20 protein-coding genes, 1 pseudogene and 1 riboswitch are annotated in these 23,897 nt (G+C 73.5%); of the genes and pseudogenes, 6 read left to right on the top strand and 15 right to left on the bottom strand.

The annotated features are described in order from the left end of the window. The first annotated feature begins 126 nt into the window (after positions 1–126). The 3 genes from ACGFZW_RS27535 (at position 127) to ACGFZW_RS27525 (ending at position 3,242) form a co-directional block, all read left to right on the top strand. Positions 127–831 (top strand): DsbA family oxidoreductase, encoded by a 705-nt coding sequence (locus ACGFZW_RS27535; RefSeq protein WP_393895916.1) that lies wholly within the window; start codon positions 127–129, stop codon positions 829–831. 112 nt (positions 832–943) lie between these two features. After that, positions 944–2,008 carry an aminotransferase class V-fold PLP-dependent enzyme gene (locus ACGFZW_RS27530; protein WP_393895915.1) on the top strand — a complete coding sequence of 355 codons (1,065 nt, stop codon included), beginning with the start codon at positions 944–946 and terminating at the stop codon, positions 2,006–2,008. Positions 2,009–2,171: 163 nt separating this feature from the next. Then, the gene (locus tag ACGFZW_RS27525; RefSeq protein WP_393895914.1) at positions 2,172–3,242 is read left to right on the top strand and encodes an alkene reductase; all 1,071 of its coding nucleotides are present in this window, start codon (positions 2,172–2,174) and stop codon (positions 3,240–3,242) included. Between the two features lie 45 nt (positions 3,243–3,287). On the opposite strand, the gene ACGFZW_RS27520 is transcribed toward ACGFZW_RS27525, so the two are convergent. From ACGFZW_RS27520 to ectA, 5 genes are all read right to left on the bottom strand, one after another. Next, a complete protein-coding gene (locus ACGFZW_RS27520) occupies positions 3,288–4,598 on the bottom strand; it encodes an alpha/beta fold hydrolase (RefSeq protein ID WP_393895913.1) in 1,311 nt (436 codons plus the stop codon). Positions 4,599–4,797: 199 nt separating this feature from the next. Beyond that, on the bottom strand, positions 4,798–5,697 hold the full coding sequence (gene thpD, locus ACGFZW_RS27515) for an ectoine hydroxylase (protein ID WP_393895912.1): 900 nt from the start codon (positions 5,695–5,697) through the stop codon (positions 4,798–4,800). A gap of 92 nt (positions 5,698–5,789) precedes the next feature. Then, the gene (locus tag ACGFZW_RS27510) at positions 5,790–6,194 is read right to left on the bottom strand and encodes an ectoine synthase (protein ID WP_393895911.1); all 405 of its coding nucleotides are present in this window, start codon (positions 6,192–6,194) and stop codon (positions 5,790–5,792) included. 46 nt (positions 6,195–6,240) lie between these two features. Continuing rightward, positions 6,241–7,509 (bottom strand): diaminobutyrate--2-oxoglutarate transaminase, encoded by a 1,269-nt coding sequence (gene ectB, locus ACGFZW_RS27505; protein WP_393895910.1) that lies wholly within the window; start codon positions 7,507–7,509, stop codon positions 6,241–6,243. Positions 7,510–7,640: 131 nt separating this feature from the next. Beyond that, positions 7,641–8,207: a diaminobutyrate acetyltransferase gene (gene ectA / locus ACGFZW_RS27500; protein ID WP_393895909.1), complete on the bottom strand. Its 567-nt coding sequence runs from the start codon at positions 8,205–8,207 to the stop codon at positions 7,641–7,643. A 504-nt stretch (positions 8,208–8,711) separates the two neighbouring features. Between ectA and ACGFZW_RS27495 the strand changes: the two genes are divergently transcribed. Beyond that, positions 8,712–9,803, top strand: coding sequence for an amidohydrolase family protein (locus ACGFZW_RS27495; protein WP_393896042.1), 1,092 nt, complete (start codon positions 8,712–8,714; stop codon positions 9,801–9,803). Positions 9,804–10,051: 248 nt separating this feature from the next. Here ACGFZW_RS27495 and ACGFZW_RS27490 read toward each other — a convergent pair whose 3' ends face one another. Next, positions 10,052–11,017, bottom strand: a complete 966-nt coding sequence (locus ACGFZW_RS27490; RefSeq protein ID WP_393896041.1) for a bile acid:sodium symporter family protein — start codon at positions 11,015–11,017, stop codon at positions 10,052–10,054. A 444-nt stretch (positions 11,018–11,461) separates the two neighbouring features. Here ACGFZW_RS27490 and ACGFZW_RS27485 point away from each other — a divergent pair, with 444 nt between their 5' ends. Continuing rightward, positions 11,462–12,400 carry an SCO1860 family LAETG-anchored protein gene (locus tag ACGFZW_RS27485; RefSeq protein WP_393896040.1) on the top strand — a complete coding sequence of 313 codons (939 nt, stop codon included), beginning with the start codon at positions 11,462–11,464 and terminating at the stop codon, positions 12,398–12,400. Positions 12,401–12,556: 156 nt separating this feature from the next. On the opposite strand, the gene cobC is transcribed toward ACGFZW_RS27485, so the two are convergent. The 9 genes and pseudogenes from cobC to ACGFZW_RS27440 form a co-directional block, all read right to left on the bottom strand. Then, entirely contained in the window at positions 12,557–13,678 is a 1,122-nt protein-coding gene (gene cobC, locus ACGFZW_RS27480; RefSeq protein WP_393895908.1) for an Rv2231c family pyridoxal phosphate-dependent protein CobC, read from the bottom strand. Then, complete coding sequence (locus tag ACGFZW_RS27475) at positions 13,662–14,591, bottom strand: sirohydrochlorin chelatase (RefSeq protein WP_393896039.1); 930 nt, start codon at positions 14,589–14,591, stop codon at positions 13,662–13,664. The genes cobC and ACGFZW_RS27475 overlap by 17 nt, the downstream gene beginning before the upstream one ends. 180 nt (positions 14,592–14,771) lie before the next feature. Next, positions 14,772–15,257 (bottom strand): annotated as a pseudogene (locus tag ACGFZW_RS27470) (cobalamin biosynthesis protein); the annotation flags it as partial. Further along, the gene (locus tag ACGFZW_RS27465) at positions 15,254–15,910 is read right to left on the bottom strand and encodes a VOC family protein (protein ID WP_393895907.1); all 657 of its coding nucleotides are present in this window, start codon (positions 15,908–15,910) and stop codon (positions 15,254–15,256) included. The pseudogene ACGFZW_RS27470 and the gene ACGFZW_RS27465, both read right to left, overlap by 4 nt. Continuing rightward, positions 15,907–17,334 (bottom strand): cobyrinate a,c-diamide synthase, encoded by a 1,428-nt coding sequence (locus ACGFZW_RS27460; RefSeq protein WP_393895906.1) that lies wholly within the window; start codon positions 17,332–17,334, stop codon positions 15,907–15,909. Before ACGFZW_RS27460 ends, ACGFZW_RS27465 begins: the two co-directional genes overlap by 4 nt. A gap of 7 nt (positions 17,335–17,341) precedes the next feature. Further along, complete coding sequence (gene cobO / locus ACGFZW_RS27455) at positions 17,342–17,947, bottom strand: cob(I)yrinic acid a,c-diamide adenosyltransferase (protein ID WP_393895905.1); 606 nt, start codon at positions 17,945–17,947, stop codon at positions 17,342–17,344. After that, entirely contained in the window at positions 17,947–20,172 is a 2,226-nt protein-coding gene (locus ACGFZW_RS27450) for a putative cobaltochelatase (RefSeq protein WP_393895904.1), read from the bottom strand. The genes cobO and ACGFZW_RS27450 overlap by 1 nt, the downstream gene beginning before the upstream one ends. A gap of 121 nt (positions 20,173–20,293) precedes the next feature. Then, complete coding sequence (locus ACGFZW_RS27445) at positions 20,294–21,898, bottom strand: cobyric acid synthase (RefSeq protein WP_393895903.1); 1,605 nt, start codon at positions 21,896–21,898, stop codon at positions 20,294–20,296. Positions 21,899–21,908: 10 nt separating this feature from the next. Next, positions 21,909–22,952 (bottom strand): cobalamin biosynthesis protein, encoded by a 1,044-nt coding sequence (locus ACGFZW_RS27440; protein ID WP_393895902.1) that lies wholly within the window; start codon positions 22,950–22,952, stop codon positions 21,909–21,911. A 129-nt stretch (positions 22,953–23,081) separates the two neighbouring features. Beyond that, positions 23,082–23,238, bottom strand: a riboswitch (cobalamin riboswitch). 204 nt (positions 23,239–23,442) lie between these two features. Between ACGFZW_RS27440 and ACGFZW_RS27435 the strand changes: the two genes are divergently transcribed. Beyond that, a complete protein-coding gene (locus ACGFZW_RS27435) occupies positions 23,443–23,895 on the top strand; it encodes a hypothetical protein (protein ID WP_393895901.1) in 453 nt (150 codons plus the stop codon). Positions 23,896–23,897: the final 2 nt, after the last annotated feature.

Raw genomic sequence — 23,897 nt, 5'->3', positions numbered from 1 at the left:
CGCGGTCTGTGGCGATCACCCCGGGGCCGGCCCGCGGAATAGCGCGCCGCCCCCGCCTGTTCCCCTCAGGCCCCCGCGAGAAGAAGCCGCGCCGAAAGCCGCGACAAAGAGAAGGTCAGCCACTCCATGCGCGTCGAAATCTGGTCCGACATCGCCTGCCCCTGGTGCTACATCGGCAAGGCCCGCTTCGCGTCCGGGCTCGCCGCCTTCGCCCACCGCGACGACGTCGAGGTTCTGCACCGCTCCTTCGAACTCGACCCGAACGCCCCGGCCCCCGGCGACACCCCCGTACTGGACATGCTGGCCCGCAAGTACGGCGTCACCCCCGAGCAGGCCGAAGCCATGGAGGCCCGGGTCGCCGGCGCCGCGGCGGAGGAGGGGCTGGACTACCGCTCCGACCGGATCCACGGCAACACCTTCGACCTGCACCGCCTGCTGCACCTCGGCCGGGCCCACGGAGTTCAGGACGCCCTGCTCGACGCCTTCTACCGCGCCAACTTCGCCGAGGCCCGGCCCCTCGGCGACCCCGCCGTGCTCACCGGGATCGCCGTCGGCGCGGGGCTGCCCGCCGACGAGGTCGCACGGGTGCTGGCCGACCCGGACGCCTTTGCGGACGCCGTCCGTGCCGACGAGCGGGAGGCCGCGGAGCTGGGCGCCACCGGCGTTCCGTTCTTCGTCATCGACCGCAGGTACGGCATCTCCGGCGGACAGCCCGCCGAGGTCTTCCGGCAGGCACTGGAGCGCGCCCACGCCGACGGCGCAGGCCGGCACCTCCCGGCAGGCGACGCCGAGGTCTGCGCGGACGACGGCTGCGCCGTGCCCGGGAAGTGACCGCCCGTCGGCCCGCCCACAGGCCCGCCACCAGCGCGGATGAGCGGCTCTCGGGGGCGGGCACGGCACGGACGCCATGGACGTGGCACGGATCGCCCCGCACAGTGGGGACATGCAGCGACGAAAGCCACTCGGCGGGGCCGAATTCGCGCCCGAGACGATCTACCTGAACTCCGCGTCCAGCGGACTGCTTCCGGCCCGCAGCGCAGCCGCTGTGCGCGCCGCCCTCGACGAATCCGCGTCCTACGGCACCATGGGCCGCGACTACTTCGCCCCCGCCGCAGCCTCCCGGGCCGCCTTCGCCCGGCTCCTCGACACCTCCCCGGAGCGCGTCGCCATCGGCAGCTCGGTCGCGGTGCAGTCCGCCTTCGTCGCCGCCACGCTCCCCGCAGGCTCCGAAGTGCTGGTGCCCGAAGGCGACTTCAGCTCCCTGGTCAACCCCCTGGCCGCGCGCCCCGGCATCAAGCTGCGCAGCGTTCCGCTCGCCGACCTCGCCGAGGCGGTACGCCCCGGCACCTCGCTGGTCGCGTTCAGCGCCGTGCAGTCGCTGGACGGCAGGATCGCCGACCTGGAGGCGGTGCGGACCGCAGCCAGGGCCCACGGCGCACGTACCTATCTCGACATCACCCAGGCCGCCGGCTGGCTACCGCTGCGCGCAGCCGACTTCGATTTCGTCGTCTGCGGGGCCTTCAAATGGCTGCTGTGTCCGCGCGGCACCACCTTCATGGCCTTCGGCGGGCCGGACCGGGATGCGGCGAAGTGGCCCGCCGCGCTGCACGCAGGCTGGGTAGCCGGCGAGGACACCGGCGCCTCCAGCTACGGCCCCGTCGTCACGCCGGCCGCCACCGCCCGGCGCTACGACGAACCGCACGCCCACTTCTCCTACGTCGGCGCCGAGCACTCCCTCGCCCTCATCGAGGAGCTGGGCGTCGCCACCGTCCACGCCCACAACACCGCGCTCGCCGACCACTATCGCTCCGGACTCGCCGCCCGTGGTCTCACCCCGCGCCCGGCCCCCGGCTCGGCGATCGTCTCCACCCCCGGAATCGCGGACGCGGAGACCCGGCTGACCGAGTCCGGCGTGCGGATCTCGGTGCGCGGCGGGCTGCTGCGCGCCGCCTTCCACCTCTACAACTCCACCGACGACGTGGACCGGCTGCTGGAGCTGCACGCCTAGGGCGTGCCAGGCGTCGCGGGCCAGGCGGGACTTTGCGGACACGCCCCAGCGGACGGGGCGCCGATGGGGGAATGCAAGGGCCGGCCAGGCTGCTGAAACCATGGTCAACATCTCGACCGCACTCAGGTCGATGTCCCGTGGCCCAGCAACGGAAAGGCCCTCAGTGACCACCGCCTTCGACCCTGTCGACCTCGCCGGCACCCCGCTCGCCAACCGCATCGTGATGGCACCGATGACCCGCAACCGCGCCACCCAGGGCGGTGGCGTACCGACCGACTCGATGATCACGTACTACGCCCAGCGCGCCACCGCCGGCCTGATCGTCACCGAGGCCACCCAGCCCTCCGTGGTCGGCCAGGGCTATCCCTTCACGCCAGGACTGCACACCGCGGAGCAGGTCGCCGGCTGGCGCCGGGTGACCGACGCCGTGCACGAAGCGGGCGGCCGGATCTTCGCGCAGCTGTGGCACGGCGGCCGGATCGGCCACCCGGACGTGCTGCCGGACGGCCTGATACCGGTGGCGCCGTCGCCGGTGGCCGCCGGCAGCCAGGTCTTCACCGAGGACGGCATGAAGGACTGCGTCACCCCGCACGCGCTCACGGACAGTGAGATTCGCGCCACCGTCGCCGACTTCGCGGCGGCCGCCCGCAACGCCGTCGAGGCCCGCTTCGACGGCGTGGAGATCCACGGCGCCAACGGCTATCTCATCCACCAGTTCCTGGCCCCCAACAGCAACCTGCGCACCGACGCGTGGGGCGGCACGACCGAGGGCCGGATCCGCTTCGCTGTGGAGGTCACCCGCGCGGTGGCCGACGCGATCGGGGCCCACCGCACCGGCCTGCGGCTCTCGCCGGGCAACCCCTTCAACGACATCGACGAGCCCGCTCCCGAGCCCCTCTACACGGCTCTGCTCCGGGCGGTGGAGCCGATCGGCCTGGCCTACCTGCACGTCTGCGACGTCCCCGACCACGAGCTGCTCGGCAGGCTGCGCAAGCACTTCACCGGCACCTTCGTCCTCAACCCGGCAGGCGACGGGCGCCCCGCCGGCCCCGAGGACCTGGCGCTCATCGAGGACGGCACCGCCGATCTGCTGGCCTTCGGGCGGCAGTTCCTCGCCAACCCCGACCTGCCCCGGCGGCTGGCGCTCGGCGGGCCCTTCAACACGCCCGACCGCGCGAGCTTCTACGGCGGTGACGACACCGGATACCTCGACTACCCGGCCCTGCAGGCCTGATCCGGGAGCGGCCGCGGCGGGGCGCACGGGCACCCCGCCCGCCGTTCACACCTCGCCGCGCACGGTCCGGATCAGCCGGTCGAGCACCGCGCCGTCGCTCACCCGAAGGCCGTCGTGCTCCCACTCGTTGGTCACCCACACCCGCAGGCCCCGGATGCGATCGGCGGTCCGCAGCGCCTGCGCGGTGTCGACGTACATGTCGTCGAAGTAGACGGCCGCGGCGGCCGGCACCGTGTTGCGGGCCAGCCGCCCGGCGTCATAGAGATCCGGCCAGTCGGTCCGCTCCGCGAGCGCCTGCGCGGTCTCCTTCAGCGGGACCAGCGCGGGGTCGGTGTCGAACAGCCACGGGTACATCATCTCGCCGGTGAAATACAGCGGCCCTTCGCCGGCCAGCGCCGCGTCCACGTCGAACTCCGGGAAGCCGGGGCGCACACGCTGCGCCGCCCAGCCGGTGGGGCCCGGATCGACCGAGCGCTGCCCGTAGATCGTCTCGTGCAGCAGCGCGAACAGCGGGGTGGTGGCGTGCGAGAGGTGGCTCTGCACCGCGTGCAGGAAGGCGTCGGCGAGCTCGGGGCCGCCGGGGCCGGTCATCCAGGCCTCGGTGACGAGGTGGTGCAGGGTGTGCGAGCCCGTGCCGCTGCCCAGCATCAGGCCCAGCGCCTGGAACGCCTCGGCCGTCAGCAGCCCGCCGCCCGGCAGCCGTACGGTCCGCTCCCGCAGGTGCGCGGCGATCTCTTTCACCGCCGCCACGTCCTGCGGATAGCGGGCGTAGTGGGCGGCGTTCTTGCGCGCGACCCTCGGATACGCCGCCAGGTAGACATCCTCCGCGCTCGCGTCGATCCCGGGCAGGCCGCCGGTGATGTACGCGGCGCCCAGGCCCTCCGGAGCCCGGGAGAGGTACGCGACGGTGCAGAATCCGCCGAAACTCTGCCCCAGCACGCTCCACGGCGCACCATCCGCCACCAGCCGGCGCCGGAACAGCTCGGCGTCCCGCACGATGGCGTCGGCGCGGAAGTGCGCCAGGTACGCGGCCTGTTCGGCCGGGCCGCCGCGCAGAGGCAGGGTCTGACGGTTGGCCGGGGTCGAACGTCCGGTGCCGCGCTGGTCCAGCAGCAGCACGCGGTGGTCCTCCAGGGCCCGGGACAGCCAGGAGTCCTGGCCCAGCGGGCGCGGTGCGGGGCAGCCCGGCCCGCCCTGGAGGTAGACCAGCCAGGGCAGTTCGTCCCGCTCGCGGCCCGCGGCGACCACCTCGCGTCCGTAGACCGCCAGATGCTCCCCGTCCGGATCGTCGTGGTCCAGCGGCACCGCCAGCAGATGGTCCGTCAGCACCACACCGGGCAACCGGTCGACAGCCATGCGCTCTCCTCGCTCCTCGTCTCCGTCGCCACCATGAAACCGCAGGGCGGGCAGGAGCGGCGGGCCGTGTCCGGCAGGGGCGTCCGGCACGCCCACACAACGCAGCGCGGCCCCCGCACAGTCGATGCTGTGCGGCGGCCGCGCCACCCGTGCGTACCGGCGAACCGCGGGCTGAGGCCGCGGGTTCCGGAGAGATCCGCTACTTCACGGGGGTGAAGTCGCGTGCGCCGATGTAGTCCGGGCGCCGGATCGGAGCCGCGAACGGCTCCACCGCGGCGTTCTCCACGCTGTTGAAGACGATGAAGACGTTGCTGCGCGGGTACGGGGTGATGTTGTCACCGGAGCCGTGCAGGGCGTTGCAGTCGAACCACGTCGCCGAGCCCGCCTTGCCGGTGAACAGCCGGATGCCGTGCTTGTCGGCCATCTTCGTCAGCACCTCGTCCGACGGGATGCCCGCGTCCTGCATCTGCAGCGACTTCTTGTAGTTGTCCTTCGGCGTCTCACCCGCGCAGCCCACGAAGTGCTCGTGGGAGCCCGGCATGATCATCAGGCCGCCGTTGGTGTCGTAGTTCTCGGTCAGCGCGATCGAGACCGACACGGTCCGCATGTTCGGCAGACCGTCCTCTGCGTGCCAGGTCTCGAAGTCCGAGTGCCAGTAGAAGCCCGAGGCACCGAAGCCGGGCTTCACGTTGATCCGCGACTGGTGGACGTAGACGTCCGATCCGAGGATCTGCCGGGCGCGGCCGACCACACGCGGGTCGGAGACCAGCTTGGCGAACACCTCGCTGATCTTGTGCACCTCGAAGACGGTCCGTACGTCCTGGGACTTCGGCTCGACGATCGAGCGCGGGTCGGCGCGCATCGTCGGATCCAGGACGAGTCGGTCCAGCTCGGCGCGGTACACCGCGACTTCTTCCGCCGTAAGCAGTTCCCCGATGGCGAAAAAGCCGTCGCGTTCGAAGTCGCTCAGCTCGGACGGCTCGAAAGGTCCGGCCGTTCCGGGCTGCGACCACACCACCGGGTCCCTCCGCGGAGTGATCACCTCAGTGGATCCGCGGGTCGGGTACAGGTCGGCGGTGCGCTCGGGTGCGGTGGTCATGGTGTTGCCTTCCTCTCCTCTCGAAGTGCTCTTGGCTACCTGCTCGTGTGCGTGCCTTCCTCAGCTGCCGGACGGGGCAGGCGGGGTACGCCTCAGACCGTCTCAGGTTCGGTGAGCAACGGGTAGACGCCGTTCTCGTCGTGGTCCTCGCGGCCGGTCACCGGAGGGTTGAACACACAGACGCAGCGGAAGTCCGTCTTGGGCCGCATCGTGTGCTTCTCGTGGCCGTTGAGCAGGTACATCGTGCCGGGCGTGATCCAGTGCTTCTCGCCGGTCTCGTCGTTCGTGAGCTCGGCCTCGCCCTCTACGCACAGTACGGCCTCGATGTGATTCGCGTACCACATCGACGTCTCGGTTCCGGCGTACAGCGTGGTCTCGTGGAGCGAGAAGCCGACGCGCTCCTTGGCGAGCACGATGCGCTTGCTCTCCCACGTGCCGGAAGCGGCCTTGACGTGGCGGTCGGTGCCTTCGATGTCCTTGAAGGATCGGACGATCACGGTGAGTCGGTGCCTTTCTGTGAAACGGTAAGGAGCTCTGGGCTGTTCAGGCGCAGTCGCGGACCGCGCGGGCGAGGGTGCGAAGCCCCTCGTCCAGCTCCTCGGGGGTGGTCGTCAGTGCGGGGAGCAGCTTGACGACCTCGCTCTCCGGGCCGGAGGTCTCGATGAGCAGACCCAGCTCGTAGGCGCGCTTGGCGATTTTGTTGGCGAGGCTCTTCTCGATGCACTCCAGGCCCCACACCAGACCGCGGCCGCGGTACTCGGCTATGGCTTCCGGGTGCTCCTCGACGATGGCCTTGAGGTGGGCCTCCACGATCTCACCGCGGGCGAGAGTCTGCTTCTCCATCTGACCGTCGGCCCAGTAGGTGTCCAGGGCGGCGGCGGCGGTGACGAACGCGGGGTTGTTGCCGCGGAAGGTGCCGTTGTGCTCGCCCGGCTCCCACACGTCCAGCTCCGGCTTGAACAGCGTGAGCGCGAGGGGCAGGCCGTAGCCGCTGATGGACTTCGAGACGGTGACGATGTCCGGCACGATGCCCGCCTCCTCGAAGGAGAAGAAGGCACCCGTACGGCCGCAGCCCATCTGGATGTCGTCGACGATCAGCAGCATGTCGCGGCGCTCGCACAGGTCGGCGAGGGCGCGCAGCCACTCGGCGCGGGCGACGTTGATGCCGCCCTCGCCCTGGACGGTCTCGACGATGACCGCGGCGGGGGTGTTCAGGCCCGAGCCCTGGTCCTCGAGCAGCCGCTCGAACCACAGGAAGTCGGGGTACGCGCCGTCGAGGTAGTTGTCGAACGGCATCGGGGTGCCGTGCACCAGCGGGATGCCGGCGCCGGCGCGCTTGAAGGCGTTGCCGGTGACGGCCAGCGAGCCGAGCGACATGCCGTGGAAGGCGTTGGTGAAGGACACGATCGACTCGCGGCCCTTGACCTTGCGCGCCAGCTTCAGCGCGGCCTCGACGGCGTTGGTGCCCGTCGGGCCCGGGAACATGACCTTGTAGGGCAGGTCACGCGGCCGCAGGATGATGTTCTGGAAGGACTCCAGGAACGCCCGCTTGGCCGTGGTGGACATGTCCAGGCCGTGGGTGACGCCGTCGCGCTCGATGTAGTCGATCAGCGCGCGTTTGAGGACCGGGTTGTTGTGGCCGTAGTTCAGGGACCCGGCACCGGCGAAGAAGTCGAGGTAGGTGTGGCCGTCCTCGTCGAACATGCGGCTGCCCTGCGCACGGTCGAACACGGTCGGCCAACCGCGGCAGTAGCTCCGCACCTCGGACTCAACGGTTTCGAAGACGCTCAGATCGGGCTGGGTGATGGTCACAGCATGCTCCTGGGAGATGAGTGGCGAAAGGGGGAGAAGTCTTGGGTGGCTGGGGCGGGACCGGCGGTACTACGGGGTGTGCCGGAACCGCGTGGCGTACGCGGCATCGGAGCCGCGTGGCCCGGAGGCCGTCAGCGCCCGGAACCCGGTGGAGGGTCGAACGGGCCGATGAGGTGCAGGACCTCCGGCTCGTGGCCCTGCTCCGGGAACAGTCCCGCGTCGAAGAGCACCTCGCGCTTGAGCGGCACCTGGTGGCGCTCGGCGAACGAGGAGAACAGGCGGTTCGACGCGGCGTTGTCGGGCGTGATCGTCGTCTCTACGAGGCGGATGCCCAGCTCACGTGTGGCGCGGGCGGTCAGCCCGTCCAGAAGTGCGGCGGCCAGCCCCTGACCCTGGTGCGCGTCGTCGACGGCGACCTGCCAGACGACGAGCGTGTCGGGGCGCTCGGGGCGGATGTAGCCGGTGACGAAGGCCGCCGGCTCGCCCTCCGCGTCACGTGCGACGACGGAGGTGGCGGCGAAGTCGCGACACCACAGGAGGTAGCTGTACGAGGAGTTCAGGTCCAGTGCCTTGGAGTCGCGAGCGATACGCCAGATCGCGGCCCCGTCCTCTACGCGTGGGGTGTCGAGCTTGAAGCCCTCCGGCAATTCTCTGATATCGCTACGGGCACCTGCATGGTCTGCTTGTGCGGCGGTCATAGAAATTAAATTTACCCAGTGAAAAAGGAAATTGCATCGCGAGGAGGGGTTACGGAACGGATCGTTTTATGGTATCGCGCGGGGGCGCTCGAGCGCGCGATCCAGCGGAGGGATGTCCCGATTTGACCAGGAAGTTCGGGGCGAAACGGACACCGTGTGTAGTCGGTCACAGGTCCGTAACGTCCTGGAGACCGGTCCGAATTACGGCACTTGCCACCTGCGGAATCGTGGCGTTTGAGGTGCAAAAAAGCGGGCAGAAGAATACGGGAAGCTGAGCTTCCGAGAAATTGGGAATTCGCCGGTGGAAGGTCTACCGAGCGTACGCGGGACTCTCTCCGCGAGACACGCGAGAAGATGTGCGAGATGATGGGCGGGAACGCCCGCGAAGGAATGCGCAACGCACCGCCGGGTTTCCCTGGCGCGGCGCGGAAAAAGCTGCCGCGCGCGTGGCGACCGCCCTTCGGCCTGCTGTGGCGCGCCGCTTAAAGTGCCGCCATGACGTCCATGAGCGAAGGTGCGGCACTGCACCTCAAGGGGAGGGTCCTGGCGGGCCCGGACGACGTGCGCGACGAGATCTGGGTCGTCGGCGGGCGGGTGACGTTCCAGCGGCCGACCGGGACACGTGATCTCACCACCGTCAAGGGCTGGATCCTTCCGGGGCTGGTCGACGCGCACTGCCATGTCGGTCTCGACGCCCACGGGTCGGTCGACGCCGGGACCGCGGAGAAGCAGGCGCTCACCGACCGTGACGCCGGCACCCTGCTGATCCGCGACGCCGGATCGCCCTCGGACACCCGCTGGATCGACGACCGCGCGGACCTGCCACGGATCATCCGCGCCGGCCGCCACATCGCGCGCACCCGCCGCTACATCCGCAACTATGCCCACGAGATCGAGCCCGAGGACCTGGTCGCCTACGTCGCCCAGGAGGCCCGGCGGGGCGATGGCTGGGTCAAGCTCGTCGGCGACTGGATCGACCGCTCGACCGGCGATCTGGAGTCCTGCTGGCCACGGGGCGCGGTCGAGGAGGCCATCGCCGAGGCGCACCGGCTCGGCGCCCGGGTGACCGCCCACTGCTTCGCTGAGGACTCCCTCGCACCGCTCGTCGAGGCCGGGATCGACTGCGTCGAGCACGCCACGGGCCTCACCGAGGACACCATTCCGCTGTTCGCGGAGCGGGGCGTCGCCATCGTCCCGACGCTCGTCAACATCGGCACGTTCCCGCGCCTTGCCGACGGCGGGGAGGCGAAGTTTCCGCGTTGGGCGGACCACATGCGGCGGCTGCACGCCCGCCGCTATGACACCGTGCGGGCCGCTTACGACGCCGGCGTGCCGATCTTCGCCGGTACGGATGCGGGCGGCTCCCTGGCGCACGGGCTGATCGCGGACGAGATCGCGGAGCTGCGGAAGGCCGGGCTGCCCGCCGTGGCCGCGCTCTCCGCGACGACCTGGGGCGCCAGGGAGTGGCTCGGCCGCCCCGGCCTCACCGAGGGCGCTCCGGCGGACCTCGTCGTCTACGAGAGCGATCCGCGCGCGGACGTGCGGGTGCTCGCGGCGCCGCGCCGCGTGGTGCTGCGCGGGCGGGTGATCGGCTGAGGCGCGCCGCGGAGCGCGGGGGTGCGGCCGGGAGGGTGGCCGTACGCCGCTCTCCCGGCCCGTGGGGCCATGTGGGTGACTCGGGGGCCTGGTGCCCCTCAGGGGCCCGTCACGCCCCGGCCTGCTCGGGAGAGCCGTGAAGGTGACGCGCCGGGCTCTGCTCCGCGGGGCCGGCGTGAGGCGGCTCGGTCCGATTCCGCGGCGACCCGGGGCCTGCCGTTCGGAGCAGGCCCCGGGGCGTGTCCGCCCTAGCTCTGGCGGCGCGCGGACCGTGCCATCCAGGCGGCGACCAGCGCACCCGAGACGTTGTGCCAGACGGAGAAGACCGCGGCGGGCAGCGCCGCGGCCGGGCTGAAGTGGGCGGTGGCCAGGGACGCCGCGAGCCCGGAATTCTGCATACCGACCTCGAAGGCCATCGCCCGGCTCGCCGGGCGGCCCAGCCGGGCCAGCTTCCCGGACGCGTAGCCGAGCGCGAGGCCCAGCCCGTTGTGCAGCACCACCGCGAGCACGACCGGGGCCGCCGCGTCCTTGATCGCCGCGGCGCTGCCGGACACCACGGCCAGCACGATGGCCGCGATGGTGACGGCGGAGAGCCAGGGCAGCGCGCCGAGCACCCTGTCGACCCAGCGTCCGGCGACCACCCGCACCACCAGCCCCGCGACCACCGGGAGCAGCACGGTCTTGAGGATGTCGGTGACCATGACCCCGGCGTCCACGTCGAGGAACTGCCCGGCGAGCAGCAGCGTCAGCGGGGGAGTGATGAGCGGCGCGAGCACCGTGGAGACCGTGGCCACCGAGACCGAGAGCGCGACATCGCCACGGGCCAGGTAGGTCACGACGTTCGAGGCCGTGCCGCTGGGGGCGCAGCCGACGAGGATCACGCCCGCCGCGAGCTGCGGGGGCAGGTCGAGCGCGGTGGCGATCAGCCAGCCGAGCCCCGGCATGATCACGTAGTGCGCGACCAGGCCGAGCCCGACCGCCCACGGCCGCTTGGCGACCGCCGTGAAGTCCGGCGGGGTCAGCGTCAGGCCCATCGAGAACATCACCACGCCGAGCATCCACGGCACCGCGGGCGCCCAGTCGGTGAAGTGTGCCGGCCACAGGAGGCCGACCGCCCCGGCGGCGAGCACCAGCAGGGGGAAGACCGTGACCGCCCGGCGGGCGGTGCGGTCGGACGCGGGAAGGCCGCCGGTGGGTGCGGGCGGCTCCGGTATGCCGGATTCCGCGGCCGGTTCCGGGCTCTGGTTCGTCTGCTCGGTTGACACGGCGGCACCCTAGCTCCCGTATGCGTGTACGAGGCATCGGATTCCGGATGGTGGACGTCGGGGCTCCGCGGCGGCGGGCCCCGGGTGCGAGGAGCCGGTCTCCTCGGGTCGCCCCTGAGGTGGGACGGCTGGGGCGCGGGGGGCGCGTTGCATCGAAGAAATTCGAAAACAGAGGCGGAAACCACCCATTGGGATGAACTCGCGTCGCGTGGCTGCCCGTTCACCCTCGGTGCGGCCACGATGTGCGGGTCGAGGTCGTCGGCCCGCGTGATGTCCCCCATGGCGCGGCCGACGGCTCACTTCTCCTGTGGGGGTTCCACACTCGTGTCCACCAGATCCACCAGCTTCTTCGGCGTGCCCGTACGCAGCCGGGCGACCGGTTCCGCCGCCCCGCTGCCGGCCCGCCGGCTCGCCGCGACGTTCGTCGCCACCGCCTTCGCCGCCGGCCCCGCCGTCCTGCTCGGCGCCGTCCCGGCGCACGCCACCGGTGACCACGGTGCGGGCGGCGGCACCTCCGGGGCGGTCGTGCTGCGCACCGCCCTGGACGTCGGGCTGCTCGACAAGACGGTCAAGGTGCCGCTGCGGGCCGCGCTCAACGAGGTGCGTGCCCCGGCCTCCGCGGAGAAGACCTCGCTGACCGTCGACCTCGACGGCATCAACCAGGGCAAGCCGTTCAGCGTGCTGCGGGCGGATGTCGCCACCGCGCGGGCCACCGCCGCCCGCGGCAGGACCGAGGGCTACGCCAACGTCGCGCACGCGAAGGTGCACGTCCCCGGCCTTCCGCTGCTCTCCTTGATCGAGGTCGAGCAGGTCACGTCCAAGGCCGTCTGCGAGGCGGGGAAGCGGCCCCGGGCCGAGTCGAACGTGCTGGGCACGGTGCGCGTCCTGGGCAAGAAGGTCACGCTGAGTTCGAGCGGCACGACCGACGTCAAGGTGCCGGGAGTGGGGGAGGTGCGGCTGGACCTGTCGAAGAAGAGCGTCACGTCCAAGTCCGCAGTGGCCACCGCTCTCGACCTGAAGGTCTCCGTCAACCCGCTGAAGCTGAACGTCGCCGAGGTCGAGGGCCGGGTCACGCTCGCCGAGGCCACCTGCACCGCACCCCGCACCGCTCCGCCCGAGGACGGCTCGGGCGGCACCACCGGTGGCGAGAGCTCCGGGCCGAGCACCCGGACCGGTTCCCGGCCGAGCACCCAGAACCTCGCGGAGACCGGCGGCAGTTCCGCCACGCCGTATCTCGTCGGCGGCGCGGCCCTGCTGGTCGCCGCGGGTGCCGGATCGCTCGGCTACGCCCGCCGACGCCGGGGCGCCGCGTCGCAGGGCGGCCGCGGCTGACAAGCCCCGTATCCGCGCTCGGTGCCGTGGGGGCGCCGGGCGTGGGTACGGCCCGAGGTGTGCCGCGCGTGGCCGGTGACGGCCGCCGCGGTGTGCCTCACCCCGCCGGGTTCCCCGTAGAAGCGTGGTTCACGGGGAACCCGGCGGGGCTCTCGGTCAGTCGGGGTGCCCCGCCGTCAGGTCGGTGGCGAGCACCTCCGCGAGGGCCGTCACGAAGCGGTCCGTCGTCGCCCGGTCGCGGACGGCGAGCCGCAGCCAGTCGGGCCCGAGGCCCGGGAAGGTGTCGCCACGCCGCACCGCGAAGCCGCGCTCGCGCAGCCCGGCGCGTACCGCCGCAGCACGCCGCAGCCGGATCAGCACGAACGGTCCTTCCGCCGGGCCGACGGCGCGTACCCCGGGGAACTCGCCCAGCCGGGCCAGCAGATGGTCCCGGTCACCGGCGATGTCGACCGCCGCCGCGGCCGCCTCGTCGAGCGCGGCGGACTCGCAGCACGCCTCCGCCGCGGCCAGCGCCGGGCTGGAGACCGGCCACAGCGGCTGTGCCCGCTCCAGGGCGGCGACGGTGTCGGGATCGGCCAGCACATAGCCGACGCGCAGCCCCGCGAGCCCCCAGGTCTTGGTGAGGCTGCGCAGCACCACCAGGCCCGGCAGATCGGTGCGCCCGGCAAGCGACGCCCGCTCACCGGGAACCGCGTCCATGAACGCCTCGTCCACGACCAGCGTGCGGCCCGGACGCGCCAACCGGGCCAGGGCCTCCGCGGGATGGAGCACTGACGTCGGGTTGGTCGGGTTGCCGACGACCACCAGATCGGCGTCGTCGGGCACCGTCGCGCCCGCCAGCCGGAAGCCGTCGTCCTCGCTGAGCAGCACCCGCTCCACCGTGTGCCCGGCGTCCCGCAGGGCCGCCTCCGGCTCGGTGAACTGCGGATGCACCACGACCGGCCTGCGGGCGGCCACGGCACGGGCGATCAGCACGAATGCCTCCGCGGCTCCCGACGTCAGCAGCACCCGTTCGACCGGCAGACCGTGCCGCGCCGCGACCGCACGGCGTGCCGCCCGGCCGTCCGGGTATGCGGCGAGGCCGTCGAGGGACGCGGCGATCCGGGCCTTGAGCCAGGCCGGGGGAGTGCCGGCCCTGACGTTGACCGCCAGGTCCGTCAGTCCGCCCTCGGCGCCCCGCACTTCGGCGTCGCCGTGGTGTCGCAGGTCGGGCTCGTGCGGCGGCAGGGAGGACGGCCGTACCGGCGCCCGCCGCGCGGACTCAGCCGGCGCTGACATGGCCACCCCGCTCCCCGGCCGCCGTGGCTCCAGGACCCTCCTGCTCCGGTGCGCAGGCCGTCCCCAGGCCGTCCTCCGCAGCCACCGCGCACCCGGGGTGCCCGTCCCGCAGCAGGGGATCGCCGGCCACCGCCTCGCGGTAGCGCTCCATGACCACGTCGGCCAGTTCCGGCTCGGGACCGATCACGCCGGCGCCGAGCACCTCGATGCCCGGGTGCGCCGCGGCCCATCCCTCGGACTGCATCCGCAGCCGCTCCAACAGGTCGCCGCGGAACAGGAAGTAGGGCAGCACGACGATCCGGGGCGGGCCACCCCGCCCCGGCGCCGCGGCGGCCAGCACGCTGCACCGGTCGAGTCCGGCCGGCACATCGGGTGCCGCGTGCGAGACGAAAGCGGTCTCCACCCCGGCGAAGCCGCGGCCCTCCCAGAGCAGGCGCGCGGCCCGTGCCACCTCGGCGTTGGCGTGCGGGTCGGGGGCGCCGCGGCCCACCAGCAGCACCGTCGTACGGGCCCGGTCCTCGGGCCTGCGGGCGCCGCCGCCCAGCGCCTCGTCCAGACGCCGCTCCAGCACAGCGAGGAGCTTGGGGTGCGGCCCCAGTTCGGCGCCGCAGGCGTAGTCCAGGCCGGGGTGGCGCTGCACCGCCCTCGCCAGCGAGACGGGAAGCGCGTCGGGCACCGGCCCGCTCGGATCCAGCAGCAGCGGTACGGCGGCGATCCGGGTCGCGCCCCGCTCGACGAGCTCCTCGACGGCGTCGTCCAGTGGCCGGACCGGTGAGGAGCCGAAGAAGCCGCCCGCGACGGGCACGTCGGGGTGACGCTCGTCGAGTGCCCGCACCAGGGCACGCAGGGCCTCGGCCCCGCTGGCGTCTCGGGTGCCGTGACCGGCGATGAGCAGAGCGGGAGGGGTGGTCACAACGTCTCCTTGGAGCCGGGGTCTCGCTGTCGGGCGCGGCGGTGCGGACGGCGGGCCGCTGCGGTGCGTGGTGGGGGAGGTCATGACGATATCCGCCGCGCGCAAGGGGGTGGTGGCCGCTCCCCACGTACTGTCGGTAAGGCCCGAGGTGTCCGGTCCCGTCCCGATGGCGAGCGCACAGGTCGCCCGGGCCGGACGGTCGTACGGTGCCGACTTCCGCTTGCCCGCGACCAGTTCGGCCCCCGGCCCGGCGGCCAGCAGCGCGGCGGCCTCCGCGACGCTCGGCGTTCCGACCGCGGCCTCCGCGGCGGCGGACGGCGCCGGTACCGACACGGCCGCCAGAACATGCGCCGGGAACGACCGCAGCGGTACCCCGAGTCGCCGTGCCGCCCCGACCAGACCCGGCTCAGCGGCCTTGGCCGTCACCGTCGCCAGCGCGGTCAGCGCGTCCGCGGGCCGTCCTGCGGACGCGAGGGCGGCCGTGATGAGGTCCAGCACTTCCGCCACCGGTACGCCGCGGCTCGCTCCGACACCGACGACCAGCGGTGCGGCGGGCGGCCGTGGTCTCCCGCCCTGCGGTGCCGGAGACCGCTTCGCACTCACGTGTCCGCTCCGCGGCGCCTCGCCGGCGCCGTCGCGCGGCCTGCTTCCCGCCCCGTCCGTCATACCGCGACGGCTCCCCGGCCGAAGGCCACCGGCCCCCGCCGGCCTGCCAGGACGGCGGTGAGCCCGCCGGGTCCGGTGGTGAGTGGCTCTCCCGGCCACCGGGTGCCGAGCGCCGCCAGCCGACCCGCGACGGCGTCGGGCTCGGGGTCGCTCGCGGTGAGCGAGACCAACGGCAGCTCGGGGAGAGCGGCGTCGGAAGGGTGCGGCGTGTCGCCCCAGTCGAGGAGGAACGGCGTGCGGCCGCCGCCCGCGCCCGGTGGCGTCAACTGCCAGGCGATGCGGCCGCCGTTCGGTGCCCGGCGGCTCATCGCGACCGCGTCGCCGGGGTCGTAGCCGTGGGCCCGCGCGCGGGCGACGCAGGCCGCGATGCCGGTGACCCGGACCGCCCAGGTGACCAGTTCGGGACCGGACAGCGCATCGATGCCGAACCACCGCGGCCCGTCCGGCGCGGGCTGCTCCGGATCGGGCCCGATGATCTCGAAGTAGGCACCGCCGCCCAGCCCCAGCAGGTGATTGCGGGTACCCCGGCCCGGATGGCTGCCGCCCGGGGCGGGGCGCACACCGGTCAGTTCCGCCACTTCGGCGACCGTACGGTCCAGATCCGGCGTGGCGTGGACGAGATGGTCCAGGACGGCGCCCCGGCCGCCGGTCACCCGGCACCCCCCGGCGCGCCGGACGGCGTGCGCTGCGCTGCGCTCTCGACCAGGCGGCCGGCCAGCGAGGGCTCGGCAGCCCAGTGCACATGCAGATACGAGGCGTGCACGCCGCCGCTGACGAATCCCTCGACCCGGCGCTCGGGGTGCGTCAGGCCCCATGCGGGCGACGCGCCGGCGCCCGGCTCCAGCGTCGTGCGATGGAACTCGTGGCCGCGCACCCGCGTCCCGGCGGCCGCCAGCGCGTTGTCCTGGAGCGCCACCGCCTCCCGGTAGCCGAGCGTGAGCCGCTCGGTCATCCGGGCGTCCGCGGGCAGCACCCCGCACATCGGCTTGCCGTCGATGGAGCGGGAGAGGTAGAGCAGTCCGGCGCACTCGGCGGACACCGGGGCCCCGGAGGCGGCCAGCGCGGCCACCGCGGCCCGCAGCGGCGCGTTCGCCGACAGGTCCGGCGCGTACACCTCGGGGAAGCCGCCACCGATCACCAACCCCTGCGTCCCGGGCGGCAGTTGCTCGTCGTGCAGCGGGTCGAAGGGTGCCACATCGGCGCCCGCGGCGGCCAGCAGCTCGGCGTGCTCCGCGTACGAGAAGGTGAAGGCGGCACCTCCCGCGACGGCGATCAGCGGCTTCCCGGCGGCCGCGTCGGTGGGAGCCGCCCCGGCCGTCGCGCCGACGACGGGCGCCACCTCGGCGGCCGGATCCCAGGGCGTGTCCGTCAGCCGCGGCACGTCGTGCGCCAGGGCCAGCAGCGCCTTGAGGTCGCAGCCCTCGCGCACCCGCGCGGCGAGTTCGCGCACCGACTCCACCGCGTCCGTCCGGCGCTCGGCTACCGGCACCAGGCCCAGATGCCGCGAAGGGGTACGGGCCTGCTGGGTACGCCGCAGGGCGCCGAGCACCGGCACCCCGGACGATTCCATCGCCTCGCGGAGCAGCGCCTCGTGGCGGTCCGAGCCGACCTTGTTGAGGATCACCCCGGCCAGCCGGACCTCCGGGTCCCAGGACGCGAAGCCGTGCACCAGCGCGGCCACCGACCGGGATTGCGAGGACGCGTCCACCACCAGCACCACCGGCGCCCGCAGCACCTTCGCCACCTGCGCCGTCGACGACAGCTCGCCCTGCCCCGACGCCCCGTCGAACAGGCCCATCACGCCCTCGACGACCGCGAGGTCCGCGCCCGCCGACCCGTGCAGGAACAGCGGGGCGATCCGGCCGGTCCCGCACAGGTAGGCGTCGAGGTTCCGGCCCGGCCGGCCGGTGGCCAGGGAGTGGTAGCCGGGATCGATGTAGTCGGGGCCCACCTTGTGCGGGGAGACCGCGAGGCCCGCCTCGGCGAACGCCGCCATCAGGCCGGTGGCCACCGTCGTCTTGCCCGCTCCGGAGGCGGGCGCGGCGATGACCAGCCGCGGGATCGTCGCTCCGCTCACGCCGCGCTCACCATTCGATGCCCCGCTGGCCCTTCTGGCCCTCGTCCATCGGGTGCTTGACCTTGGACATGTCCGTCACCAGATCGGCGAAGTCCACCAGGGGCTGAGGGGCGTTGCGGCCGGTGATGACGACATGCTGCGTACCCGGGCGGTCGCGCAGCACCGACACCACCTCCTCGGTGTCGATCCAGCCCCAGTGCATCGGGTAGGCGAACTCGTCCAGCACCAGCAGCTTGTAGGTCTCGGCGGCGAGATCCCGCTTGACCTGCTCCCAGCCCTCGCGCGCCGCGTCCTCGCTGGAGAGCGCGTCCCGGACGTTTCGCTGCACCCAGGACCAGCCCTCGCCCATCTTGTGCCAGGCGACGCTGCCGCCCTCGCCGGTCGCGCCGAGCACCTTCAGCGCGCGCTCCTCGCCGACCTTCCACTTCGCCGACTTCACGAACTGGAACACCCCGACCGGCCAGCCCTGGTTCCAGGCGCGCAGCGCCAGACCGAAGGCGGCGGTGGACTTCCCCTTGCCGACGCCCGTGTGGACGAAGACCAGCGGCCGATTGCGGCGCTGGCGGGTGGTGAGCCCGTCGTTCGGTACGACGGACGGCTGTCCCTGCGGCATTACGCGACCCTCCGGGATCCTTGAGTGTGATCAGTGGTGCGGGCGGCCCGGCCGCCGGCCGCATGAAACGGTTCCTGCGCACCGGCCCGGCGGCCGGCGGAGCCCGACCGCGCGGGGTGCCCGCCGTGGCCTCCCTGCACCTCGCGGACGAGCGCCGAGACGCTGTCCGCGCGCAGCTCGTCGAGGGTGACCGCGGTGCCCTGCAGGGCCCGGGCCAGCTCGCCGGCCAGCCCCAGCCGGACGGGCCCCTGCTCGCAGTCCACGACGACCGAGGCGACGCCCTCCGAGGCCAGCAGGCGTCCGGCGCGGGTGGCCCGCGGCAACGGCTGGTCGCCGCCGGTCGCGCGGCCGTCCGTGACGACCACCAGCAGCGGCCGGCGCGAGGCGTCCCGCATCCGCTCCACCCGCAGCACCTCGTGGGCCTTGAGCAGGCCCTCCGACAGCGGTGTACGGCCGCCGGTGGGCAGCTGTTCCAGCCGTGCCGCGCCCGCCTCCACCGAGGAGGTCGGCGGCAGCGCCAGCTCGGCGCCCTTCCCGCGGAACGTGATCATGCCGATCTTGTCGCGGCGCTGGTAGGCGTCGAGCAGCAGCGAGAGCACCGCGCCCTTGACCGCGCTCATCCGCTGCCGGGCCGCCATCGAACCGGACGCGTCCACGACGAACAGCACGAGATTGCCCTCCCGGCCCTCGCGCACCGCCTCGCGCAGATCGTCCCGGCGCACCACCAGGCCCCGCCCGCTGCGCCCGCGGGCCCGCTGGTGCGGCGCCGCGGCCTGCACCGTCGCGGCCAGGTGCAGCTTGGTCAACGTCCCTTGCGGGCGCCGGGCGCCGGTGGTCCGGCCGTGCGCGGTACGGGCCCGCGACCTGCGGCCGTCCGCGCCCTCGCCCAGTCCGGGAACGTCCAGCCGCCGCGTGGTGAACGGCTCGGCCGCACCCACAGCCGCGCGCTCCGCTCCGGGCCTCGCCGGGGGCTGGTCGGTGGACTGCTCGGGGGCCGGTGCTCCGGTATCGGCGGGGTCTGCCGCGCCCGACTCCGGCTCCGGGCCCGCCGGGGGCGTCCGGTCGTCCCGGCCCTCGGGTCCCCCGTCCTGCGGCGGCGGCCCGCCGGGGCCGTCCGGGCCACCGTCGGGGCCGCCCTCCGGGCCGTCGGGGCCGCCGTCGGGGCCGCCGTCCGGCCCATCGGGCTCCGGGTCGTCGCCGTCGTCGGACCCGCCGAACTCCTCCAGCGTCTCGTCCAGTTTGTCCTCGTCCAGGCCCGGCGCGTCGAAGGGGTTGCGGCGCCTGCGGTGCGGCAGCGCGAGGAGCGCGGCCTGCCGGACGTCCTCGGCCAGTACGTCGGTCCGCCCCGCCCAGGCCGCGAGCGCGGTCGCGGTGCGCGCCATCACGATGTCCGCGCGCATCCCGTCCACCTCGAACGCCGCGCAGGTCGCGGCGATCTGCCGGAGCGCCGCGTCCCCGAGCGTCACGGCGGGCAGCAACTCCCGTGCCGCCGAGATACGCAGGCGCAGCTCGTCCTCCTCGTCCGCCCAGCGCGCCGCGAAGCCCGCCGGGTCGGCGTCGTACGCCAGCCGGCGCCGTACGACCTCGACGCGCCGGGCCGGCTCGCGGGAGGCCGCGACCTCGACCGTCAGCCCGAAGCGGTCCAGCAACTGCGGCCGCAGCTCGCCCTCTTCGGGGTTCATGGTGCCCACGAGCAGGAAGCGCGCCGCGTGCCGTACCGAGACGCCCTCGCGCTCGACGTACGAGGCGCCCATCGCCGCCGCGTCCAGCAGCAGGTCCACGAGGTGGTCGTGGAGCAGGTTGACCTCGTCGACGTAGAGCACGCCGCGGTGCGCGTCGGCCAGCAGGCCGGGCTCGAAGGCCTTGACGCCCTCCGACAGCGCCCGTTCGATGTCCAGGGCGCCCACCAGCCGGTCCTCCGAGGCGCCGACGGGCAGTTCGACCATCCGCGTCGGGCGGTCCTCACCCGCACCCGCCTCGTGCGGGCCGTCCGGGCAGGCCGGGTCGGGCGCGACGGGAGCGCAGGAGAAGCGGCAGCCGGTGATCACGTCCACGGGTGGCATCAGCGACGACAGGGCACGCACCGCCGTGCTCTTGGCGGTGCCCTTCTCGCCACGCACCAGCACACCGCCGACCGCGGGGCTGACCGCGTTCAACAGCAGCGCCAGCCGGAGATCGTCCATGCCGACTACCGCGGTGAAGGGATAGTTGGGAGTCGTGGTCATGCGTTGATGCCTCCTGCGGGCGCAGTACGCCCGCGCACGTGATCTGCCACCGCGGCCCCGGCCGCCGTGGCGCTGTGGCCCCCGCTTGAACGGGGGTGGTACGTCCTTGTCCGCCGGCTCCTCACGGCGCGCCCGGAGGGACGAACGGCAGCCCCTGCGGCACCCCCTCCTCGATCAGCCGCAACAGCGCGTCGGTGTCCGCGTGCTCCTCGATCAGATCGCCGAGCCGGTCCAGCTGCTCCTCGCGCAGCGCGCCGAAGCAGGTGTCGGGCGCCGGCACGAAGGCCCGGCCCGCGGCCGCCGCGACCTGCCGCAGAAAGGCCCGCCGGAACGCGTCGCTCTCCAGCGAGCCGTGCCAGTGGGTGCCCCACACCGAGCCGACCCGGCACCCGTCCAGACTCTGCCCGCGGCCGTCGGAGATGAACGTCTGCCCGCCGTTGACCTCGGCCACCCCGTGGTGGATCTCGTATCCCTCCACGGGCTCGTCCAGCGCCTGCCCCACCGGGCGCGCCAGCGTCTTCTCCACGGCGAAGCGCACCCGGACGGGCAGCAGCCCGAGGCCGGGCACCGCGCCGGCCCGCGACTCCACCTCGTCGTCGATGTGCTCACCGAGCATCTGGAACCCGCCGCAGATGCCCAGCACCGGACGGCCCTCGGCGGCCCGGCGCGCGATCGCGTCCGCAAGACCGCGCTCGCGCAGCCACTCCAGCGCCCGGACCGTTCCCCGGGTGCCCGGCAGCACCACCAGGTCCGCGTCGGCCAGTTCCTCGGCCCGGTCCACGAACCGCACCACCACGCCCGGTTCGGCGGCCAGCGCGTCCACGTCCGTGAAGTTGGACATCAGCGGTACCGCGGCGACCGCGACCCGCAGGACGTCCGCGCCGTGCGGCGGCGCCACCACGCTCTCGCGCACCGCGCCGCGCAGCGAGATCCGCAGACCGTCCTCCTCGTCGATGCCGAGCCCGTGGGCGAAGGGCAGCACGCCGAGCGTCGGCCGGCCGGTGAGGCCGCGCAGCATCTCCAACCCCGGCTCCAGCAGCGTCACATCGCCGCGGAACTTGTTGACGACATAGCCCGCGATCAGCGACTGGTCCTCCTTCGACAGCAGCGCCGTGGTGCCGAAGAAGGAGGCGAACACCCCGCCCCTGTCGATGTCCCCGACCACGACGACGGGCAGCCGGCCGGCGCGCGCGATGCCCATGTTGACGATGTCGGTGCGACGCAGATTGATCTCGGCGGGACTGCCCGCGCCCTCGCAGATCACCGCGTCATGAGTCCTCCGCAGTTCCTGGAGGCAGTCGGTGACCGTACCCAGCAGCGCCTCGCGCCGCCCGGCGTACGGTCCCGAGCCGCCGGGCGTCCGGCCGTCGGGGTGGCCGAAGTATCCCGTGGCGCTCAGCTCGCCGACCGGCTTGCCCAGCAGCACCACCTGGCTGCTGCGGTCGCTGCCGGGCTTGAGCAGCACCGGATTCATCAGCGCCGTCGGCTCGACCCGGGCGGCCGCCGCCTGCATCGCCTGCGCCCGCCCGATCTCCGCGCCCTCGCGCGTCACGAACGAGTTCAGTGACATGTTCTGCGCCTTGAACGGCGCGACGCGGACGCCCTGGCGGACCAGCCACCGGCAGATGCCCGCCGTGACCACGCTCTTGCCCGCGTCGGACGTCGTACCGGCCACCAGCAGGCCACCGCCGACAGACCCGCCGGACACCTCGAACCGTCCCGTCACCGGGTCCTCCTCATCTGCCGGGGCATCGCTGTGCCGTGAGCCGTGCCGTACCCGCCCGGCCGCGCGCCCTCGCCGTCCGGATCGCGCCCACCGCGAGCCGGCCCGCGACCGTCGTCGCCAGCGCCAGCACGCTCACCCGGCGCGAGAGCCTGACCGCCCGCTCGATGTCGGGCACGCCGACCGGCCGCGCCGCGCCGTTGAGCACCGGCCGGTGCTCAACCCGCCCGCCGTACGCCAGCGTGCCGCCCAGCCGGACGCCGAGCGCACCCGCGAACGACGCCTCCACCGGGCCGGCGTTGGGGCTCGGGTGCGCGCCGCCGTCGGCCCGCCAGGCGTTCAGCGCGCCGCGCCGGTCGGGTCCCGCGAGCACCGTGAGGGCGGCGGTCAGCCGGGCCCCGGGCCAGCCGGCCACGTCGTCGAGCCGGGCCGACGCCCAGCCGAACCGGCGGTAACGAGGCGATTTGTGACCCACCATCGCGTCCAGGGTGTTCACCGCCCGGAACGCCACCAGGCCGGGCACACCGCCCAGCGCCCCCCAAACCAGCGCGCCCACCACCGCGTCCGACGTGTTCTCCGCGACCGACTCGACCACCGCGCGCGCCATCTGCGGTTCGTCCAGCGCCTGCGGGTCGCGCCCGCACAGATGCGGCAGCCGCTCCCGCGCCAGATCCGGGTCGCCCGCCGTCAGCGCACCGCCGATGGCCCGCGCCTCCCGGCCCAGCGAGGTGCCGCCCAGCACGGCCCAGACCGTCGCCGCGGTGAGGGCGACGCCCGCGGCGGTACGGGCGCGGGCGCCACCGGCGGGAAGAGGTGAGGTCAGGGAGCCGCGTACGGCGCGCTGCAGGAGCGCGGCGCCCGCCGCCGCGCCGCCCGCGCACAGCAGGGCATGGGCCGCTCCGCGGCCACGGTGATCGCGCCACAGTCGGCGCTCGACGGTACCCGCGGCCCGGCCGAACGCGGCCACCGGATGGCCGCGCCGGGGGTCCGCCGCGATCAGGTCGCCGAGAAAGCCGAGGGCCGCGCCGCACGCGTACGTGGCGTGTTCGGCACGCATCGGATCAGACCGCCGTCAGTCCTCGAAGGGATGCTGCGGCGTCGCTCAACGGGCATCTCGAACTGCGGCCGGGCATGGCGGTATGTCCTCACTCAGGGTCCGCGCCCTGGCTCGACGTGACGGCGACGAGAGTCTCCTGGCTCCCGGATCGGCGTTTCCCCCGGCCTTCCAGCCCGTACGCACGCGACCTGGCGGGCGTACGCGTGACGGGCCGTGACCTCTCCTGGAGGAACGCTCCCCGGTGACAGTGGCGGGACCGCGCCGGATTCTCACCGGACTTCCTCATCTGTCGCCGAATGGCTCCGGCAGTCCACCACGCTCCACGAATGCCCGTCAACTCACCCTTGACCTGCGACGCAGCCCTGTGGCAGGCACTGTGGCGCACACCACAGGGTGCTCCGGAGGTCACGGACGGTTGCCCCCGCACCTGATCCCACGTCACTATCTGGTGGCACGGCGGGCGATGGCGCCGCCGGAAGGGGGTCGGGGGATGCCGGACAGGGCTGACCGTCACGAGATCCGCATCAGGATCACGGGCACGAACAACGCACACCAGGACATCGAGGATCTCAAGGCATGGCTGGAGCGCGAGCCGTGGCTCGCACACCAGCGGCACGACTGGACCCTGCGGCCGCGCCCGGCCGACGCAGACCGCGCCCCGGAGGAACGCGACCTCGGGGACATGGCCATCGGCATCGACGATCTGGTCCTGGTCCTCATCGGCACGGTCGCCGCCGAGGTGACCAAGAGCCTGAGCATCGCCCTGCGGGAGTGGCTGCGGCGGCGCAGGGAGGAACGGGCGGCGGGGGAAGAGCCGGCCGTGGCCGTCGACGGCGACGGCGGGCTGGCGCCGGTCGGTGACCCGGGCCCGCGCGGCGCGGCCCCCGAACGCCCCGACCCCGGAAGCCGGTCGACCGAGGGCGGCAGCGCCGGCGAGGACTGAGC

It is taken from the genome of Streptomyces sp. NPDC048248 (assembly GCF_043201875.1).
Taxonomy (GTDB): Bacteria; Actinomycetota; Actinomycetes; order Streptomycetales; family Streptomycetaceae; genus Streptomyces.
Note: the sequence above shows the minus strand (reverse complement) of the source record. Positions and strands in the feature narration are given on the sequence as shown.

What these genes read in the sequence shown, in the direction of transcription:
- ACGFZW_RS27535 (WP_393895916.1), top strand. Translation starts at nt 127, where the DNA reads ATGCGCGTCGAAATCTGGTCCGACATCGCCTGCCCCTGGTGCTACATC.
- ACGFZW_RS27530 (WP_393895915.1), top strand. Translation starts at nt 944, where the DNA reads ATGCAGCGACGAAAGCCACTCGGCGGGGCCGAATTCGCGCCCGAGACG.
- ACGFZW_RS27520 (WP_393895913.1), bottom strand. Translation starts at nt 4,598, where the DNA reads ATGGCTGTCGACCGGTTGCCCGGTGTGGTGCTGACGGACCATCTGCTG.
- thpD (WP_393895912.1), bottom strand. Translation starts at nt 5,697, where the DNA reads ATGACCACCGCACCCGAGCGCACCGCCGACCTGTACCCGACCCGCGGA.
- ectA (WP_393895909.1), bottom strand. Translation starts at nt 8,207, where the DNA reads ATGACCGCCGCACAAGCAGACCATGCAGGTGCCCGTAGCGATATCAGA.
- ACGFZW_RS27495 (WP_393896042.1), top strand. Translation starts at nt 8,712, where the DNA reads ATGAGCGAAGGTGCGGCACTGCACCTCAAGGGGAGGGTCCTGGCGGGC.
- cobC (WP_393895908.1), bottom strand. Translation starts at nt 13,678, where the DNA reads ATGTCAGCGCCGGCTGAGTCCGCGCGGCGGGCGCCGGTACGGCCGTCC.
- cobO (WP_393895905.1), bottom strand. Translation starts at nt 17,947, where the DNA reads ATGCCGCAGGGACAGCCGTCCGTCGTACCGAACGACGGGCTCACCACC.
- ACGFZW_RS27450 (WP_393895904.1), bottom strand. Translation starts at nt 20,172, where the DNA reads ATGACCACGACTCCCAACTATCCCTTCACCGCGGTAGTCGGCATGGAC.
- ACGFZW_RS27440 (WP_393895902.1), bottom strand. Translation starts at nt 22,952, where the DNA reads ATGCGTGCCGAACACGCCACGTACGCGTGCGGCGCGGCCCTCGGCTTT.
- ACGFZW_RS27435 (WP_393895901.1), top strand. Translation starts at nt 23,443, where the DNA reads ATGCCGGACAGGGCTGACCGTCACGAGATCCGCATCAGGATCACGGGC.